This is a genomic window from Bradyrhizobium sp. HKCCYLRH1034, assembly GCF_051168375.1.
Taxonomy (GTDB): Bacteria; Pseudomonadota; Alphaproteobacteria; order Rhizobiales; family Xanthobacteraceae; genus Bradyrhizobium.
This window is the reverse complement of record NZ_JBNPUW010000003.1, coordinates 670,872-687,291: the sequence shown is the minus strand read 5'-3', so window position 1 is coordinate 687,291 and position 16,420 is coordinate 670,872. Positions and strand designations below refer to the sequence as shown.

The window sequence follows — 16,420 nt, the reverse complement described above, 5'->3', positions numbered from 1 at the left end:
ACGATGACGCTGTATTTCCTTGTCAAATATCTCCACGTGCTCGGCGCCATCGTCATTCTCGGCACCGGCACGGGGATCGCATTCTTCATGCTGATGGCGCATCTGAGCGGCGAGGCCGCGTTCATCGCGCGCACCGCAGGCGTCGTCGTCATTGCCGACATGCTGTTCACGCTCTCGGCGGTGCTGCTGCAACCAGTCACCGGCGGCACCTTGATGTGGCTGTCGTCGACAGCGATGACCGAGCGCTGGCTGCTCACCTCGCTCGCACTCTACGCCGTCGCCGGCCTGTTCTGGGTCCCCGTGATCTTCATGCAGATCGAACTGCGCGACCTCGCCCGTGCTGCTGATATCAACGCCCAGGCGCTGCCGCCGCGCTACTTCATCGTCTTCCGCCGCTGGTTCCTGTGCGGCATCCCCGGTTTCGGCGCGGTCATGGCCATTCTCTGGCTGATGATCGCAAAGCCGCTCTGACGAGACGCGCATGATCACGTCGACCACCCCCCGCATCCTCGTGCTTGGCGCCTCCGGCCTGATCGGGCGCTTCATCACCGACGATCTGCGCCAGCGCGGCTGTGCGACGGTCGGCGTCGCGCGCGCGTTCTCGCCATCGCAACGCACGTCGCCGTTCGACATCGAGCTGCCGATCATGGCGCTCGACGCGCCGGCTTTGGCGAGCCTGATCCGCGCCCACGAGATCGACGTCGTCGTCAACTGCCTCGGCGTGCTGCAGGATGGTCCGGGCAGCGATACCGCTGCCGTGCATCGTGAGTTCGTCGCGCGCCTACTCGCAGCGATCACGGCCTGCGGCCGTCGCGTGCGCTTCATCCACATCTCGATCCCCGGCGCGGCCGATCAGGATCGCACCGCCTTCGCCACCACCAAGCGCGAGGCGGAGCAGTTGATTGCATCCTCAGACATTCCCTACGCCATCCTGCGCCCGGGCTTCGTGATCGCGCCATCGGCCTATGGCGGCAGCGCGATGGTCCGCGCGCTCGCGGCGCTTCCGGTCGACCTGCCGGCGAGGGATGCGGCGACGCCGTTCCAGCCGGTGGCGGTGGCGGACATCGCCGCGACCATCGCCTGGCTCGCGATGCGGCCGATCGATGACGAGGCGACGCGCGCGGTGAGCTGGGACCTGATGCAGCCCGAGGCGGTGACGCTTGGCGACGTCGTCGATGCGTTTCGGCGCAGTTTCGGCACGACGGATTGGCCGCGCGTTGCCGCGCCCGCACCACTGATCAATCTCGGCGCTTTCGCCGGTGACCTCTGCAGCCGGCTCGGCTGGATGCCGCCGATGCGCACCACCGCGATCGCCGAGCTTCGCCGCGGGGTGCACGGCGATCCCGCACCATGGGTCGCGGCAACCGGCATCACCCCCACGACGCTGGACGCCGTCGGCGTGCGTGGCGCCACCATTCAGGACAAATGGTTCGCGCGGCTGTTCCTGATCAAGGCACTGATCATCGCGAGCCTCGTGCTGTTCTGGGTCACATCGGGGTCGATTGCACTGTTCGTCTCGTTCCCGGCGACCACGGCGGTCCTGACCACGCGCGGCTGGCCGGAAGGCTTTGCGATTCCGTTCGCGGCGATCACCAGCATGATGGACATTTCGGTCGGCCTATTGATCGCGTTCCGCAGAACCGCAACATTCGGGCTCGCCGCCGGCATCCTCGTCTCGCTCGGCTACATGCTCGGCTGCGCGATCCTCACGCCCGATCTCTGGCTCGAGCCGCTCGGCGCCCTGGTGAAGACGGGACCTGCGATCGTGCTGATGCTGGTCGCGCTGCTCATGATGGACAATCGCTGATGACCAACTGGCCCGACGATGACGTGATCCTCTACGACGGCGTCTGCGTGTTCTGCTCCCGCTGGGTGCAGTTCGTGATCGCGCGCGACACCGCCAGGCGCTTCCGCTTCACGCCGATCCAGTCGCCCTACGGCACCCGGCTGGCACAGGCCTTCGACATCGATCCCCAGGACCCCGACACCAACGCGGTCGTGCATGGCGGCAAGGCGCATCTGAAATCCGATGCTGCGCTGACCGTATTGTCGAACCTGCCGGGCTGGGGCTGGACGCGCGCGCTGCGCGCCATTCCGAAGCCGCTGCGCGATGCGGTCTATGGCGTGGTCGCACGCAACCGCTACCACATCTTCGGCAAATACGAATCCTGCTTCGTGCCGGATGCCGAGCTGCGCAAGCGGGTGCTGGAGTCGTGATCCGGTCGGCGGCGAGATGCGGCAGTGGGCGATTAATCGATTGAATCGAATGATACGTGCGATATAATCTGTTGGATCGATTGTTCGCAGCATGAAATTCTCTTCCTCGCACTTGGTTTGGGAGAGATTTCCATGGCTGCCCCCTCGCACGATCTGATCGCCGATGCGCCCGTTGCCATTCATCATCGACCTGCGCACGCGCCCGCGACGCCGGCGGCACCGACGCTGCTGCCCGGGCTCGCGCTGTCCGCGGCGCTCGCGGCCGGCGCCTTCGGGCTGCGCCTGCTGCCGGGCCTCGGCCTGTTCAGCCCGATGATCCTGGCGATCGTGGCAGGGATGGCGCTGCACAACGTGGTCGGCACACCGGCGCGGGCCAAGCCCGGCGTCGCCTTCTCCATGCGTCGCGTACTGCGGCTGGCGATCATCCTGCTGGGCCTGCAACTGACGGCGACGCAGATCGTCGAGGTCGGCGCGCGTGGTCTCGCCGTGATCGCGCTGAGCCTCACCGGCACCTTCCTGTTCACGGTGTGGATGGGACAGCTGCTCGGCGTCAATCGCAAGCTGGCGGAGCTGATCGCCGCGGGCACCTCGATCTGCGGTGCGTCCGCCGTGATCGCGACCAACACGGTCACGCGCGCCCATGACGAGGACGTCGCCTATGCGGTGGCCTGCGTCACGGTGTTCGGCTCGATCGCAATGTTCATCTATCCGCTGCTTCCGGCGCTGCTGCATCTCGACGCGCACGCCTTCGGCCTGTGGAGCGGCGCCTCCATTCACGAGATCGCCCAGGTGGTCGCGGCCGCGTTTCAGCAGGGCCAGCAGGCCGGCGAGTTCGGCACCATCGCCAAGCTCGCCCGCGTGATGCTGCTGGCGCCGGTCGTGCTCACGCTCGGCCTGCTGGCAACGCGGCGTGCGCGCCATGGCGGCGAGACCCGAGGCAATGCGCAGCCGCCACTGCCCTGGTTCGTGTTCGGCTTCATCGCGCTGGTCGGCCTCAACAGCGTGATCAGCATTCCCGCCGAGATGAAGACCGTGATCGTGACGGCGACCACGTTCCTGCTGTCGATGGCACTGGCCGCGATGGGACTGGAAACGGATTTCGCCAAGCTCAAGGCCAAGGGCCTGCGGCCGCTGGCGCTGGGCCTGCTCGCCTTCCTGTTCATCGCAGGCTTCAGCCTGGCCCTGGTGAAGCTCACCACATAGGACGCTTGTGACGCTCGAACAGCTCAGGATCTTCGTTGCGGTCGCGACCCGCGAGCACGTCACCCAGGCGGCGCGCGACCTCAATTTAACCCAGTCGGCGACATCGGCGGCCGTGGCCGCGCTCGAAGCGCGCTACGAGACCAGGCTGTTCGATCGCGTCGGACGCCGCATCGTGCTCACGGCGACCGGGAAGGCGTTTCTCGTCGAAGCAAAGGCGGTGCTGGCGCGCGCGGCCGCCGCCGAGACCGTGCTGAACGATCTCGCCGGCCTGAAGCGCGGGCAGCTGGCGCTGGCGGCCAGCCAGACCATCGCGGGCTATTGGCTGCCGGCCTTCATTCACCGCTTCAGTGCCGCGCATCCGGCGATCAGGCTGCAGCTGTCGATCGGCAATACCGAGCAGGTCGCGACCCAGGTCCGCGAGGGCTCTGCCGATCTAGGCTTCATCGAGGGCGATGTCGACGATCCCGTGCTCACGGTTCAGCCGGTCGCGCAGGACAACATGGTGCTGGTCGGTCCGATCGATCATCCGCTGTGCCGCGGAAGGTCAGTGACAACCGGCGACCTGAAGACGGCGCGCTGGGTGTTGCGCGAGCAGGGCTCCGGCACGCGCGCCGCGCTCGAAACAGCGCTTGGCCGCTTCGGAATCACCCCGGCCGAGCTCGATGTGGTGTTCGACCTGCCGTCCAACGAGGCCGTGCGCGGCGCCGTCGAAGCCGGCGCCGGCGTCACGGTGCTGTCGCGCCTCGTGGTCATGCGCGCCGTCAAGGCCGGGCTGCTCGCCGTCGCCAACATCGAGCTGCCCAAGCGGCACTTCTACAGCCTGCGCCACAAAGAGCATCACCAGACACAGGCCGCACGGGAGTTTCTGCGGATGGTGGAGGAGACGTATTGATCGGCACGTCATCGCGAGCGCAGCGAAAGCGATCCGGAAATCCCACCGCGGTGACAGTCTGGACCGCTTCGCTGCGCTCGCAATGACGATCGATGGACTAGCGCCTGGTTAATGACGCCAGAGCTTCCCGCGCCGCGCGCTCGCCGCTGTCGCGCGCGCCATGGGCGGTCGAGAAGAAATCCAAGGGCGTCGCCTCGCCGGCGAAGAACAGCCGATCATCAACCGGCGCGGCCAGCACGGCGCGCTTGTCGGCATGTCCAGGCAGTGCATGCGAATAGGCGCCGCGCGCGAACGGGTCGGCGCCCCAGCGGGACTCGGCGAGCGGACGGAGGCTGTTGCGGATGTCGTTGCCGAGCAGGGCCGCGATGTCGTCGATCGCCTGCGCCGCCAAGGCCCCCTCGCCCGCCGCCTCGATCTCGCGGGCGAAGCTGCCGCCATAAAAGCCTTCGATGCAGGGCTGGCCGAACGGGCGCAGCTGGAAGCTGCCGACCCGCGCGGTGTGGCTTCGGCCGCGCATGCCCGAATCCCTCGGCAGGTGCTCCCAGCCGTCGAGCGCCAGCGTCACCTTGTTGTCGAGACCGAGCGGCAGGCCAGCGGCGGCTTCGACCTTGCTCGGCAGGGCCGGCGAAAAGCGGAGCGTTTCGTCGGCCATGAGACTGGTCGGCACGGTGACGATGACCTTGTCGGCCGTCAGCGTGCCCTGTGAGGTCGTCAGGCGGATGCGCGTGTCGCCGTGATCGATCAGGGTCACGTTGCAGCTCATGGCGATCGGCAGGCCCCCGCCATAGGCGGCGACCAGCGCGCCATAGCCGTGGCGAACGCGCCAGTTCAGCTCGGTGTCCTCATAGGCATCGAAGTCGAGCAGCGACATCTGGTCGAGCTCGCAGCCGTTGAGATAGGTGCAGATCGCATCGATCATGCCGTTCCAGCGATTGCCAGGCTCCAGGCAGATGCTCGCCGGGGCATCTCGGCCACTCTTGGCGGCCTCTGCGGTGCGCGTAAAGAACGCCTCCAGCGCCCGCAAGAACTCCTCACGCTCGTCGCGCGGAAATGCCGCGTCATAGGCCTGGTCGCGCCAGGGCGGCCGACTGGTGTCGATAGTGAAAGCAAGCCGCTCGGCGATGGCGACGAACGAATTGCGATCGGCCGAATGAAGCCAGCCGCAGCCGAGATCGAACGTGACATCAGGCGAAGCCATGATGGTGCGGGCACGCCCGCCGATGCGGTCGCGGGCCTCCAGGACGATGAACGAGACGCCCTTGTCCTGCAGCGCATGTGCGGCGCCGAGGCCCGCGGCACCCGCGCCGATGATGGCGATGTCGATGGAGGATGGGAAAGACATTGGCTCATCCAACTCCGTCGTCATGCCCGGCCTTGTGCCGGGCATCCACGTCGTCCTCGCAAGCCCCAAAACGTGGATGGCCGGGACAAGCCCGGCCATGACGCATTTGAGAATGGAGGGCGGAAATTACGCCACCGCTTCCTTCTGCTTCTCGGCGCGCTTGCGCTCGTTCGGATCGAGATGCTTCTTGCGCAGCCGGATCGACTTCGGCGTGACCTCGACCAGCTCGTCGTCCTCGATATAGGCGAGCGCCTTTTCCAGCGTCATCTTGATCGGCGGCGTCAGGCGGACTGCCTCGTCCTTTGACGTGGTGCGGATGTTGGTGAGCTGCTTGCCCTTCAAGACGTTGATCTCGAGATCGTTGTCGCGGGTGTGCTCGCCGACGATCATGCCGCGATAGACCTTCCAGCCCGGCTCGATCATCATCGGGCCGCGGTCCTCCAGCTTGAACATCGCGTAGGCCACCGCCTCGCCCTGGTCATTGGAGATCAAGACGCCGTTGCGGCGGCCGGCGATCTCGCCCTTGAACGGAGCATAGCCGTGGAACAGGCGGTTCATGATCGCGGTGCCGCGGGTGTCCGTGAGCAGCTCGCCCTGATAGCCGATCAGGCCGCGGGTCGGCGCGTAGAACACCAGCCGCAGGCGGTTGCCGCCGGACGGGCGCATCTCGATCATCTCGGACTTGCGCTCGCTCATCTTCTGCACGACGACGCCGGAATGCTCCTCGTCGACGTCGATCACGACCTCCTCGATCGGCTCCAGCCACGCGCCGGTGGCCTCGTCCTTCTGCAGCACCACGCGCGGACGCGACACCGACAGCTCGAAGCCTTCGCGGCGCATGGTCTCGATCAGGATCGCGAGCTGCAATTCGCCGCGGCCCGACACTTCCATGGCGTCCTTGTCGGCGGATTCGACGACGCGCAACGCGACATTGCCCTCGGCCTCGCGCAGCAGGCGGTCGCGGATCATGCGGCTGGTGACCTTGTCGCCTTCGGTGCCCGCCAGCGGCGAGTTGTTGACGATGAAGGACATCGACACGGTTGGCGGGTCGATCGGCTGCGCCGGGAGCGGAGTCTCGACCGAGGGATCGCAGAACGTGTCGGCGACGGTGCCCTTGGTCAGGCCCGCGATGGCGACGATGTCACCGGCCTCGGCCTCGTCGAGCGGCACGCGCTCGATGCCGCGGAACGCGAGAATCTTGGAAATACGGCCCTGCTCGACGACCTTGCCCTCGGCGTTCAGCACCTTCACGGCCTGGTTGGGCTTGATGCTGCCCGAGGTGATGCGGCCGGTGATGATGCGACCCAGGAAGTTGTTGGCCTCCAGGATGGTGCCGATCATGCGGAACGGCCCCTCTTCGACCGACGGCGCCGGCACATGGCGCAGCACCAGGTCGAACAGCGGCTGCATCCCGGCGTCCTTCGGACCTTCCGGGCTCTCGGCCATCCAGCCCTGCTTGGCCGAGCCGTACAGGATCGGGAAGTCGAGCTGCTCCTCGGACGCGTCGAGCGCGGCGAACAGGTCGAACACCTCGTTGATGACCTCGGTCGGACGGGCGTCAGGACGGTCGACCTTGTTGATGACGACGATCGGCTTGAGGCCGACCTTGAGCGCCTTGGAGACCACAAACTTGGTCTGCGGCAGCGGGCCCTCGGCGGCGTCGACCAGCACCAGGGCGCCGTCCACCATGTTCAGGATGCGCTCGACCTCGCCGCCGAAATCGGCGTGGCCGGGAGTGTCGACGATGTTGATGCGGGTGTCCTTCCACTGCACCGAGGCGGCCTTGGCCAGGATGGTGATGCCGCGCTCGCGCTCCAGATCGTTCGAGTCCATGGCGCGCTCGGCGACCTTCTGGTTCTCGCGGAAGGTACCCGACTGCTGCAGGAGACGGTCAACCAGGGTGGTCTTGCCGTGGTCGACGTGGGCGATGATGGCGATGTTGCGAAGATTCATGGTCGGTGTCTTCTAAGCTTTCTCAAGAGCCCGTGCTCTGTCCCCGGCGGGGCGCGCGCTTTGTTATAGTCGAATCAAGCTGTTAGCTTTGCGACGCGCGCTCGCGAAACTCGTTCGGCGGCAGGGGCCGGCAGCCCCAAATAGGAAGCCCGGCCAATCGACCGGGCAGACCTCACGCGTTGCGGCGCAATATAGGCAGAAAATGCCAAAAAACAATGACTGCTTTCAGGAACGGGGAGCGGTTTCCGAGCGGCTGGCTAACGCCTCCGCCGCCACGCGCCTCCGGGAGGCGCGGGAGAAGACAAGATCAACCACTCCGACCGGCAATCCCACGAGGACCAGCGCTGACAGCCAACGCGGTTGGCTGGAGTCTGTACGCGGGACGTCAATGGCGCCTGCAGGCTCAGCCCGCCGCGGCCTGCTCGGTCGGATAGACGCCGCGCAGGACCTCTTCGAAATGGGTCTTCACGGCCTCGTTGCACAGGCAGGAGCGGCGCTTCAGCGCGTCGAAGTCCCGCACCATGAAGGCGCCGCGGCGGGTTTCGAGAATGCCCTCGGCCCTGAAGGTCTGGACAACCCGGCTGACGTAGCTGCGGCCGACGCCCAGCAGCGTTGCCAGCTGCTCATGCGTCAGCGGCACGATCGGCTCGCCATCGGTACGGTCCATCGCGGCCACGATCCACTTCGCCGTCCGCTGCTCGATCGAATGGATTGCGTTGCAGGCGGTCGACTGGAACATCTGTGCCAGCATGCAATCGGCGTAGCGCGCGAACACGTTGCGCAGCGTCTTGGATTGCAGCTTGGCGGCCGCCAGGCGGGACAGCGGCAGCCGTGCGAACGGGCCGCCGAACTTGACGACGATCCGTGTGTAGGCCGGCAGGAAGCCTTCGCTGACGATCCCGCCGACGGCGCCCTCGCGGCCGACCAGGATGGTCTCGACGTCGCGGCCATCCTCATTGGGAACGAGATAGGACGTCAGCGCCGGCCCGCAGGGAAAATGCACGATCTGGACGTCGTCACCCGGACTGTAGAGCAGCTCGTTCGGCGTTGCCTCGTCCTCCACCAGATACGGCGAGATCAGCGCGTAGTCGGCCGGACTGAGCCGCCGCAGCAGGTTGTTGTAGGGCCGCTCCCGGCTCAGCGTGGTCACACCTTGGCTCAGCATCGTCATCCCCGTGCGCAACGCATGTGCGTGATCCGTGCACCTTGTGTTCACAAGTGCACCGACACAGGAACTCTGATATGCTGCCTTGGTTCCAGGAACCCGCCAGCGCGCTCGAGAGGAGGCGCCGGCCGCGGGGTCCATCCCTCATCCTGGAACCCGCAGATCCCATGACCAGCTCGCAATCAGGCGTGCCCGAGTTCTATCAGCATGTGCTGGTCGTCGAAGACGACCCCATCATTGCACTCGGACTGGAAGACACGATCACCGACCTCGGCGTTCCCGACATCAGGATCGCAGCCGACGTCGCAACCGCCCTCGCCATGATCGCCGAGCGCGTCCCGCAATTCGCGCTGCTCGATGTCGGCCTGGTCCGCGAAAAGAGCTTTGCGATTGCCGAGCGGCTGACGGCGCTCGGCATTCCCTTCGCATTCTCGACCGGCTATGGCGCCGACCGCGTGCCGGCCGCATTCGCCGACCGGCCGCGGCTGCCGAAGCCTTGCCCGACCGAGGCGCTGGAGGCGGTGCTGCGGCGACGCGATTAGTTGCCGTCGCCGCACGCGATCGTCTTGCCGCCGAACAACGAGACCTCAGCCGAGCTTCGGATCGAGCGTGGTCGACCACAGCGCGACGTCGGCGCGATCCCGCAGGGTCACGGTCATCTGGCCCGTGGCGCCTTCGATCTTGACGTGGCCGAAGAACTGCATGCCGGCCGACGGCGGCAGATTCTGCTTGTCGAGGCCGGGCGCCTTGATGAAGCGCACCTCGGGGCCGAAGGTGTTGTCGAGCTCGTTCGGACCGAACGTGCCGGCATGCAGCGGGCCGGAGACGAACTCCCAGAACGGCTCGAAGTCCTGAAACTGCGCCTTGTTCGGATCGTAATAATGCGCGGCCGCGTAATGCACGTCCGCCGTCAGCCACACCGTGTTCTGGATCGGCGCCGTCTTGATGAAGCGCAGGATCTCGGCAATCTCGAGCTCGCGGCCGCGCGCCGGGCCGTCACCCTGGGCGATGGCTTCCGAGCCCTTCTTGTTGGCCGCGTCGTCATAGACGATGATGCTGAGCGGCATGTCGGAGGCGATCACCTTCCAGGTCGCGCGGGAATTGAGCAGCGCCTGCTTCAACCAGCGCATCTGCTCCGGCCCGATGAAGTAGGACGCCGGACCATACTTGTCCTCGAGATTGGGACCGTTGGCGCCGCGGTAGCTGCGCTCGTCGAGCACGAACACGTCGAGATGCGGGCCATAGTTGATGGTGCGATAGACTCGGCCCGGCTCGATGATGCTCTCGCGCATCGGATACATCTCGTGGAAGGCGCGCGCCGCGCGGGCCGCGAGCAACTGGATGTTGCGCTCCTTGTAGGCGGCGGGCAGCTCCTTGGAGGCCGACCAGTTGTTGGTGACCTCGTGATCGTCCCACTGCACGAAGATCGGCACCTCGGCATTGAAGGCGCGAACATTCTCGTCGAGGAAATTGTATTTGTGGGCGGCACGAAATTCGTCGAGCGTCTCGGCGACCTTGGCCTTCTCTTCCACGGTGAGGTTCTTCCACACCTTGTTGTCCGGCAGCTTCACCTCGGACTTGATCGGACCGTCGGCGTAGATGGTGTCGCCGGAGTGCAGGAAGAAGTCCGGGCGGTGCTTCTTCATCGTCGAGAAGGTGAACATGCCGCCATCATCGGGATTGATGCCCCAGCCCTGCCCCGCCACGTCGCCGCCCCAGACGAACGAGACGTCGCGCTTGTTGCCTGGCGCGGTGCGGAAGCGGCCGGCCACGGCCTCGCTTTCGACCGCGGTATGCGACAGGTCGCGGAACTTGACACGGTAGAAGATGTCCTGGCCGCTCGGAAGGCCGTCGATCAGCATCTTGGCCGTGAAGTCGCTTTCCGGAAGCGCGGCAATCGGAGGCAGCGTACGCGCGTCCTTGAACGATTCGGTGGTCGCCACCTCGACCAGCATCTGCGACGGCCGGTCGGCGCGCGCCCAGACCACGCCACCATCCATGCCGACGTCGCCGGACTGCACGCCATGCGTGATCTGCGGCCGGTCGGCGGCGCGGCTCAGATAGGGCATCGCCAGCGTCGTGACGCCGGCTGCGGCGGCCGTCGACAGGAAGCGGCGGCGGGACAGGGCGGTGTGCGGTCGAGGAATGCGAAGCGTCATGCGGATCTCCTGGTCGGATCGCGCGCGGGAGCCGGCGCGAGCCACGGCCCGGCAGACCTAGAAAAGATTGATGACGCTGGAATTACAATCGCGCCGTGGACAGCGCGTGACGCGGCCGCAGGGCGAACATCGTCCGCCCTCAGGTGCCGGCGGCACGCAACTGCGCGCCGGTTCGCTGCAGATTGGCGGGCATGCTCATCAGGATGAGCTTGCGATCGGCCACCGCGTTGTGGAACTGCTCGAGCGCGATGTTGAACGCGGTCAACGCCGCGTGCTCGATTGCACCGTCCTCGAAGCAGGTCAGCGTGTTGCGCAGGATCTCGTCGGCCTCGCTCTGCAGCTGGTCGAGCTCCTCGGTCGAATCGCTCTTGCGCGCGATCGTGATCATCTCCAGCAGACGATCGCGCAGCGAGGTGTTGATGGTGCGTTCGTCGCGCTTGAGATAGCCGGCGAACCACGCACCGGCCGAACCCATCGCCGAAAGCGCCATCAGGCCCCACCAGATGTAGTCGCTGTAGCGGTCGAGGAATGTCTTCTCCTCGCCGTTGATGAACGCCGCCGCGCCGGGATGCGCCGGAATCGCGGCGTCCTTGTCGGTGTCGGGGGTCTCGATCTTGGCAGCCAGCGGGAACTCCGACAGCAATTGCTGGCGCACCGAAAAAAGCTGATGGGTGAACGCGGACACGGTCGAATCCGACAGGCCTTTGCGCGCCACGATGTGGTGGTTGAAGCTGATGGTCTTCACCTCGTCCTCGGGACGATCGGGCGAGCCGCCAAACGCGCCGGCGGGAATTTCGGTCGATTCATATTCGGGGTGGTTCTGCGCGATCGCTTCGGCCGAATCGATCGCCAGGAAGGTCGGCGTGCCGCCGTCCTTGGTAGCAGCGGCGATCGCATCCGCCGTGATCTTGCTATTGATGGGTCCGGCCGCAAGATAGACGTCCGCCCGCTGGTTGCGCACGGCTTCGGCGGCCTCGGTGATCGGGACTTGGACGATCTCGACCTTGCTGGCGTCGACGCCGTACTGATGCAGGATCACCTTCAGCAAATTGGCGTTCGCCGGGGTCCGACCGATGATGCCGACCTTGTGGCCCGCGAGCTGGGAGATCTTGGTGATCTTGGCGCCCTTGCGACCCTTGCCCTTGCCGCCCGGAGGCACCCAGAGCACGGCGACGTTCTTGCGCAGCGTCGCCACGGCCTGCGCGTTCTTTGGGACCTCGAGGTCACCCCGGACGATCGCGAGATCAACCTTGCCTGCGGCCAGCGCCTGCGCGCTCTGTGCGGCGCCCTCGGTCGGAACCGGCCGCAGCCTGACGGAGGCGTGCGACTGGGAAAAGGCCTGGGTCAGGGCCTGGACGACCTTCAGGTCGTCGCTGTTGGGCGGACCGACCGCGATCTTGAGCACCACGGGACGCATCGCAAAATAGTAGGCCCCCGTCAAAGCGCCGACGACCGCAAGGATCCCGGCGATGACGATGAACACGGCAGGGCGCATCCGTGAGCGCTGCGCTGGCGTGGTCTGAGTATCTACCAGATCCCGTCCTCCGGTGGTCCCAGGCCCGGGCGATGCCACAGGCGGCTTCGTCTGGCCACGTCGTCCTTCAATAGAGCCGAACTGTAGCAAATTTCTTGTCCGCCCGGGGTGACATCTGCGTCATGGTTACCATCGCACCAGTCGCCGGAGGATCGGGGCAGTTACAAGCGCCTCCGGCATCGCGCCTGTGACAAGGCTCTGATCGGGATGCGTTTTCGGTTAGTCTTGGCAACCGGACACCGGCGCGATCCAGCCGGAGGTAGCCCCGCAATCACCCGGATGCCGCCGCGTGTCCGGTCGATTGCACCACAAGAGGAGATCGAGATGCCGCAACCATTGTCGGCGGAGGCACGCGCCACCGCCTTGCGGGAGCTTCCCGGCTGGTCCGAGGCGCAAGGCCGTGAGGCCATCGCCCGCACGTTCACATTCACAGACTTCAACGAAGCCTTCGGCTTCATGACCCGCGTCGCCCTGGTCGCTGAAAAGGCTGACCATCATCCCGAGTGGCGCAACGTCTACCGCACCGTCGAGGTGGTCCTCACGACCCATGACGCAGGCGGCGTGACCATGCGCGACATCGCGCTCGCCAAGGCGATGAATGCGATCGCCGCGACGATGCGCGGCTGAGATCTTGGCGACGACGGCACGCGCCTTGCGGCCGGCGCCGCCATCACCACATCCGAGGGCGAGGACCGCGCCCCCAGCGCCGTCGGGAACCGGAGATCGGACATCATGTCGGATGCGACCGACTACAGCGTTGGCTTCGAGCCCGCGGAGCGGCTGGCCCGGGATCGCGAGACCCTTCGCCGTCGTTTCTGGATCAAGTTCAAGAAGGTTGTCGCGCGGCTGCCATTCGCCGAGGAGCTGCTTGCAGCGTATTATTGCGCCTTCGACAAGGAGACACCCCGGCACGTACAGGTCGCCCTGCTCGGCGCCATCGCCTACTTCGTCGTGCCGTTCGACTTCATGCCTGACGTGTTGCCCATCCTCGGCTTCACCGACGACGCGGCGGTGCTCGCCACCGCCATCCGCATGGTCGCTTCGCACATCACGCCCGACCATCATGCGGCAGCCCGCGCCGTACTCGCGCGGCTGGCGGCAGACAAGAACGCTGACGGCGAGAATATCGGCTGACGGCGGCTCCGGCCGGCAAGCCGGGCGCCCGCAATCAGCGCCTCGGAAGGGCACAACAGCAAAAAGCCCCGCATCCGCGGGGCTTTTCTCTTGATGGGACTTCGTCGAACGCTACGAGCTCAGCGCTGGCCGCGCGCCTGGGCGCGGGCGCTGCCGGTCTTCTCGGCCTCCCAGGCCTGGTACTGCTTGAACAGCGCCTCGCGGTCGGCCTCGCTCGGCATCGCCCTGCCGGCGCTGCTCTGCTTCAGGAAGTCATCGAAGCGGTCGCGCTGTGCGCCTTCCATGGCATGGCTCTCCAGCCATTTGCTCGCGGACGGCAGCCGCTGCCAGCCGGCGAGCGGCGCCGAAAGCGAAACCTCCTTCCACTTCGGATGGAACGGCGGATTCTGGAATGCCGGGAATTTGGTGAAGAAGGCGTCGACGAAGGTCGCGAGCTTGCGATAGCGGTCGGTGTTCGGCGCCCAATTATAGGCGGCGAGCACGGCCGGCACCGCGATCGTGTCGACCTTCTCGCCCTCGGCGATCAGGTTCGGGTAGTCCTTCGCCGTCAGGGTCGCCGGCAGATAGTCGGTCTGCAGCGGTCGATCGTAGTCGACGTTGACGAGATGGAAGCGGCCGTCGTTCACGAAGGTCGAGACCGACTTGTAGGGCTTGCCGCCGACCACGATGACGGCATCGAGCTCGCCGCGCTTCAACTTCTCCATCGCGATGCGCTGCTCGATGTAGGCGAAGTTGGCGCGCAGGCCAAGCCGCTCGAACACCGTCAGCGCCGTGACGAAGGTGCCGCCATTCGGCAGGTCGACGCTGACCCGGCGGCCCTCGAGGTCACGCAGGTTGCGCACCGCGCGCGGCGCGATCACCTGCATCTCTTCATTGTAGAGCTTGGTGACGTAGGTGAACTGCCGCTTGATGTCCTTGGCGAAACCCTTGCGCTCGAGGTAGTCGAGCGTATCGGCGCGCACGACGCCGAGATCGACGCCCTGCAGGAACAGGATGTCGGCCACGCTCTGCACCGAGCCGCGGCCGACGATCGGCAGGACGCGCAGATTGTTGCCGTCGTCGAGCAGCGAGGCCAGATCGGCGCCGAACTGCACATAGGTGCCGCCAATGGTGCCGGTGATGAGCGTCACCGTATTGGCGTTCAGCGCCTGCTTGGTCTGCACCGAGCCGAACTGGAAGATCGCCTTGAGGCTGTCGCTCACCTTGGCGGGGTCGAACTCGCCTTCCTCGGCGTGGGCAGCGAAACCGCACGCAATCATCATTGCGGCCAGGGCCGCTCCAACAAGACGTCGCATCTGTCCCCCTTGATCTAAGGCTGGCACATGTTTGCGAGCCGGAACGCGGGCAGCACCAGGTCTCGCCTGGCATCGCCCATGAACAGACTCGAAAATCACGCGTGAAACAAAAAAATGAAACGAGGCGGCATCGCTGCCGTCACGAGCGTTCAGTTCTGCAGTTGATCGAGCCTGCGCTGCGCTTCAGCCGAGCCGAGCTGGGCGGCGCGGCGGTACCAGTTGCGAGCCGCAGCCGGATCGGCATTGATGTTGCGGATGTCCTTCGTCCCCAGCACGTGGGGATCGTAGGTCTGGGCAAGCATCAGCGCCGCGGCCGGTTCTTGCGCCTCGGCGGCGCGCTCCAGCAGCAGTCGGGCCGGCGGGATGTCACCCGCGGCCAGCAGGCTCTTGGCGCGTTTCATGATGCCCGCGAGTTCGTCGGGATCGAGCCGGCGGACCTGCGCGGGCGGCGGAGCGGCGGTCACGGCGCCGAGGCCGGGTGCGACGATTGCCGACCCGGCGCCCGGCGAATTGATCGAGGATGGCTCCATCGCGCTCGGGGCCGGCGCTGACGGTGCCGTGGCGAAGCTTGGTGGTGCTGCAACCGGCGCGGGCTGCGTCACACTGCGATTCTGCAGCGCTGTCTGGTAGGCGTTGGCGATGTCGTCACGCGTCGGGGCCACGGCTGCCGTCTGCACCGGCGCCGCCGCAGCCGGCGGCTCGGCGGGCGGCAGTCGCGCCGGCTCGTTCAGCTGCATGTCGCGCGCGGTGAGCTGCGTGTTGGTTGCCTGCGGCGGGGCCGTCGGGTCCGGCGTGGCGCCGATGATGGAAGCCTTGGCACTGGCGATCAGGTCGCGCGTCGCATCCGAGGTGACAAGCGCGAAGAGCACCGCGACGCCGGCCGCAGCCACCACGGCGAGAAGAATCCGGGACGAGACCGAGACGCGGCGGGTCCGCTCCGGCCACTGGTCCTCGAAATGCGTGCTGTCGATCTGGTTGCCGCTCTCATACTCAGAGAGGAACATCGGCATCGATTCGTCGTTTGGATAGTTATCCTGGGTCGACCGGCCGAAACGATAGCTCGGGGGGCGCTCCTGAGGGAGTTCGTCGGGGAAAGGCCTGAAGTCAGGCTCCGAAGGAGTTCTGTTGTTGAAACGCCCGCGCGTCGTCCGCTCAGCCATGGCCTTCATCCCCATCTCAACTTCACGCAACATACTTTTGGTCCCAAGCCCGTCAGAAGCTCGAGACACGTCACGATTGCCAGAGGCACCCCACTGCCGACAACTAATTGACTAATTGAATCCGACTAAAAGTGGACGAGAGCCGGCATGATTCTGGAAACATTTTGATCTGATTGTGGCAACGCACGTGCGACATCGCACGGCACCAAATCTAGAAACATCGTGATAACAACGGCCAAGCCTCAAATTAACCACGCCATAATGTGGCGCGGTTGCGTTAACCAAGAAACGCTCGTTTTCGGATTTTCTGCTTCCGGTTGCGAATCCGTGGCGCCGGCGCGGCAGCCCGCCGAACAAATTTGCGAC

The 16,420-nt window shown here is 66.0% G+C and carries 15 protein-coding genes; 8 read left to right on the top strand and 7 right to left on the bottom strand.

Annotation, left to right across the window (positions count from 1 at the left end; translation table 11 throughout):
- Nucleotides 1–3: 3 nt before the first annotated feature.
- The 5 genes from ACQR0W_RS10140 to ACQR0W_RS10120 all read left to right on the top strand — a co-directional run bounded on the left by ACQR0W_RS10140 (nt 4) and on the right by ACQR0W_RS10120 (nt 4,312).
- The gene (locus ACQR0W_RS10140) at nt 4–471 is read left to right on the top strand and encodes a DUF2269 family protein (protein ID WP_316169984.1); all 468 of its coding nucleotides are present in this window, start codon (nt 4–6) and stop codon (nt 469–471) included.
- 10 nt (nt 472–481) lie between these two features.
- Nucleotides 482–1,807 carry an SDR family oxidoreductase gene (locus ACQR0W_RS10135; RefSeq protein WP_316169985.1) on the top strand — a complete coding sequence of 442 codons (1,326 nt, stop codon included), beginning with the start codon at nt 482–484 and terminating at the stop codon, nt 1,805–1,807.
- Nucleotides 1,807–2,217, top strand: a complete 411-nt coding sequence (locus ACQR0W_RS10130) for a thiol-disulfide oxidoreductase DCC family protein (protein WP_315750551.1) — start codon at nt 1,807–1,809, stop codon at nt 2,215–2,217. The genes ACQR0W_RS10135 and ACQR0W_RS10130 overlap by 1 nt, the downstream gene beginning before the upstream one ends.
- A gap of 132 nt (nt 2,218–2,349) precedes the next feature.
- Nucleotides 2,350–3,420, top strand: coding sequence for a YeiH family protein (locus ACQR0W_RS10125; RefSeq protein WP_409977905.1), 1,071 nt, complete (start codon nt 2,350–2,352; stop codon nt 3,418–3,420).
- A gap of 7 nt (nt 3,421–3,427) precedes the next feature.
- Complete coding sequence (locus ACQR0W_RS10120) at nt 3,428–4,312, top strand: LysR family transcriptional regulator (RefSeq protein WP_316169986.1); 885 nt, start codon at nt 3,428–3,430, stop codon at nt 4,310–4,312.
- 97 nt (nt 4,313–4,409) lie between these two features.
- Here the strand turns inward: ACQR0W_RS10120 and ACQR0W_RS10115 are convergent, their stop codons facing one another.
- The 3 genes from ACQR0W_RS10115 to ACQR0W_RS10105 all read right to left on the bottom strand — a co-directional run bounded on the left by ACQR0W_RS10115 (nt 4,410) and on the right by ACQR0W_RS10105 (nt 8,772).
- A complete protein-coding gene (locus ACQR0W_RS10115; RefSeq protein WP_316169987.1) occupies nt 4,410–5,654 on the bottom strand; it encodes a flavin monoamine oxidase family protein in 1,245 nt (414 codons plus the stop codon).
- Between the two features lie 126 nt (nt 5,655–5,780).
- Nucleotides 5,781–7,607, bottom strand: coding sequence for a translational GTPase TypA (gene typA / locus ACQR0W_RS10110; protein ID WP_315716745.1), 1,827 nt, complete (start codon nt 7,605–7,607; stop codon nt 5,781–5,783).
- Between the two features lie 403 nt (nt 7,608–8,010).
- Nucleotides 8,011–8,772 carry a Crp/Fnr family transcriptional regulator gene (locus tag ACQR0W_RS10105; protein ID WP_315716746.1) on the bottom strand — a complete coding sequence of 254 codons (762 nt, stop codon included), beginning with the start codon at nt 8,770–8,772 and terminating at the stop codon, nt 8,011–8,013.
- 167 nt (nt 8,773–8,939) lie between these two features.
- Between ACQR0W_RS10105 and ACQR0W_RS10100 the strand changes: the two genes are divergently transcribed.
- Entirely contained in the window at nt 8,940–9,314 is a 375-nt protein-coding gene (locus ACQR0W_RS10100) for a response regulator (RefSeq protein WP_316169988.1), read from the top strand.
- Nucleotides 9,315–9,359: 45 nt separating this feature from the next.
- On the opposite strand, the gene ACQR0W_RS10095 is transcribed toward ACQR0W_RS10100, so the two are convergent.
- Nucleotides 9,360–10,931: an alkaline phosphatase D family protein gene (locus tag ACQR0W_RS10095; RefSeq protein WP_315716748.1), complete on the bottom strand. Its 1,572-nt coding sequence runs from the start codon at nt 10,929–10,931 to the stop codon at nt 9,360–9,362.
- 139 nt (nt 10,932–11,070) lie between these two features.
- Entirely contained in the window at nt 11,071–12,414 is a 1,344-nt protein-coding gene (locus ACQR0W_RS10090; RefSeq protein WP_315750546.1) for a TAXI family TRAP transporter solute-binding subunit, read from the bottom strand.
- Nucleotides 12,415–12,744: 330 nt separating this feature from the next.
- On the opposite strand from ACQR0W_RS10090, the gene ACQR0W_RS10085 reads away from it, so the two are divergent.
- Together ACQR0W_RS10085 and ACQR0W_RS10080 are read left to right on the top strand one after the other, a co-directional pair.
- Entirely contained in the window at nt 12,745–13,092 is a 348-nt protein-coding gene (locus tag ACQR0W_RS10085) for a 4a-hydroxytetrahydrobiopterin dehydratase (protein ID WP_315825711.1), read from the top strand.
- 105 nt (nt 13,093–13,197) lie between these two features.
- Nucleotides 13,198–13,599 carry a YkvA family protein gene (locus ACQR0W_RS10080; protein WP_315716752.1) on the top strand — a complete coding sequence of 134 codons (402 nt, stop codon included), beginning with the start codon at nt 13,198–13,200 and terminating at the stop codon, nt 13,597–13,599.
- A gap of 119 nt (nt 13,600–13,718) precedes the next feature.
- On the opposite strand, the gene ACQR0W_RS10075 is transcribed toward ACQR0W_RS10080, so the two are convergent.
- Both ACQR0W_RS10075 and ACQR0W_RS10070 read right to left on the bottom strand, forming a co-directional pair.
- Nucleotides 13,719–14,894, bottom strand: coding sequence for a TAXI family TRAP transporter solute-binding subunit (locus tag ACQR0W_RS10075; RefSeq protein ID WP_315716753.1), 1,176 nt, complete (start codon nt 14,892–14,894; stop codon nt 13,719–13,721).
- A gap of 149 nt (nt 14,895–15,043) precedes the next feature.
- Entirely contained in the window at nt 15,044–16,054 is a 1,011-nt protein-coding gene (locus ACQR0W_RS10070) for a hypothetical protein (protein WP_315716754.1), read from the bottom strand.
- Between the last annotated feature and the right edge of the window lie 366 nt (nt 16,055–16,420).

Excerpts from the sequence above, each read along its gene's own strand:
- ACQR0W_RS10140 (WP_316169984.1), top strand. The coding sequence starts at position 4 with ATGACGCTGTATTTCCTTGTCAAATATCTCCACGTGCTCGGCGCCATC.
- ACQR0W_RS10135 (WP_316169985.1), top strand. The coding sequence starts at position 482 with ATGATCACGTCGACCACCCCCCGCATCCTCGTGCTTGGCGCCTCCGGC.
- ACQR0W_RS10130 (WP_315750551.1), top strand. The coding sequence starts at position 1,807 with ATGACCAACTGGCCCGACGATGACGTGATCCTCTACGACGGCGTCTGC.
- ACQR0W_RS10125 (WP_409977905.1), top strand. The coding sequence starts at position 2,350 with ATGGCTGCCCCCTCGCACGATCTGATCGCCGATGCGCCCGTTGCCATT.
- ACQR0W_RS10115 (WP_316169987.1), bottom strand. The coding sequence starts at position 5,654 with ATGTCTTTCCCATCCTCCATCGACATCGCCATCATCGGCGCGGGTGCC.
- typA (WP_315716745.1), bottom strand. The coding sequence starts at position 7,607 with ATGAATCTTCGCAACATCGCCATCATCGCCCACGTCGACCACGGCAAG.
- ACQR0W_RS10105 (WP_315716746.1), bottom strand. The coding sequence starts at position 8,772 with ATGCTGAGCCAAGGTGTGACCACGCTGAGCCGGGAGCGGCCCTACAAC.
- ACQR0W_RS10100 (WP_316169988.1), top strand. The coding sequence starts at position 8,940 with ATGACCAGCTCGCAATCAGGCGTGCCCGAGTTCTATCAGCATGTGCTG.
- ACQR0W_RS10095 (WP_315716748.1), bottom strand. The coding sequence starts at position 10,931 with ATGACGCTTCGCATTCCTCGACCGCACACCGCCCTGTCCCGCCGCCGC.
- ACQR0W_RS10085 (WP_315825711.1), top strand. The coding sequence starts at position 12,745 with ATGCCGCCGCGTGTCCGGTCGATTGCACCACAAGAGGAGATCGAGATG.
- ACQR0W_RS10080 (WP_315716752.1), top strand. The coding sequence starts at position 13,198 with ATGTCGGATGCGACCGACTACAGCGTTGGCTTCGAGCCCGCGGAGCGG.
- ACQR0W_RS10075 (WP_315716753.1), bottom strand. The coding sequence starts at position 14,894 with ATGCGACGTCTTGTTGGAGCGGCCCTGGCCGCAATGATGATTGCGTGC.
- ACQR0W_RS10070 (WP_315716754.1), bottom strand. The coding sequence starts at position 16,054 with ATGGCTGAGCGGACGACGCGCGGGCGTTTCAACAACAGAACTCCTTCG.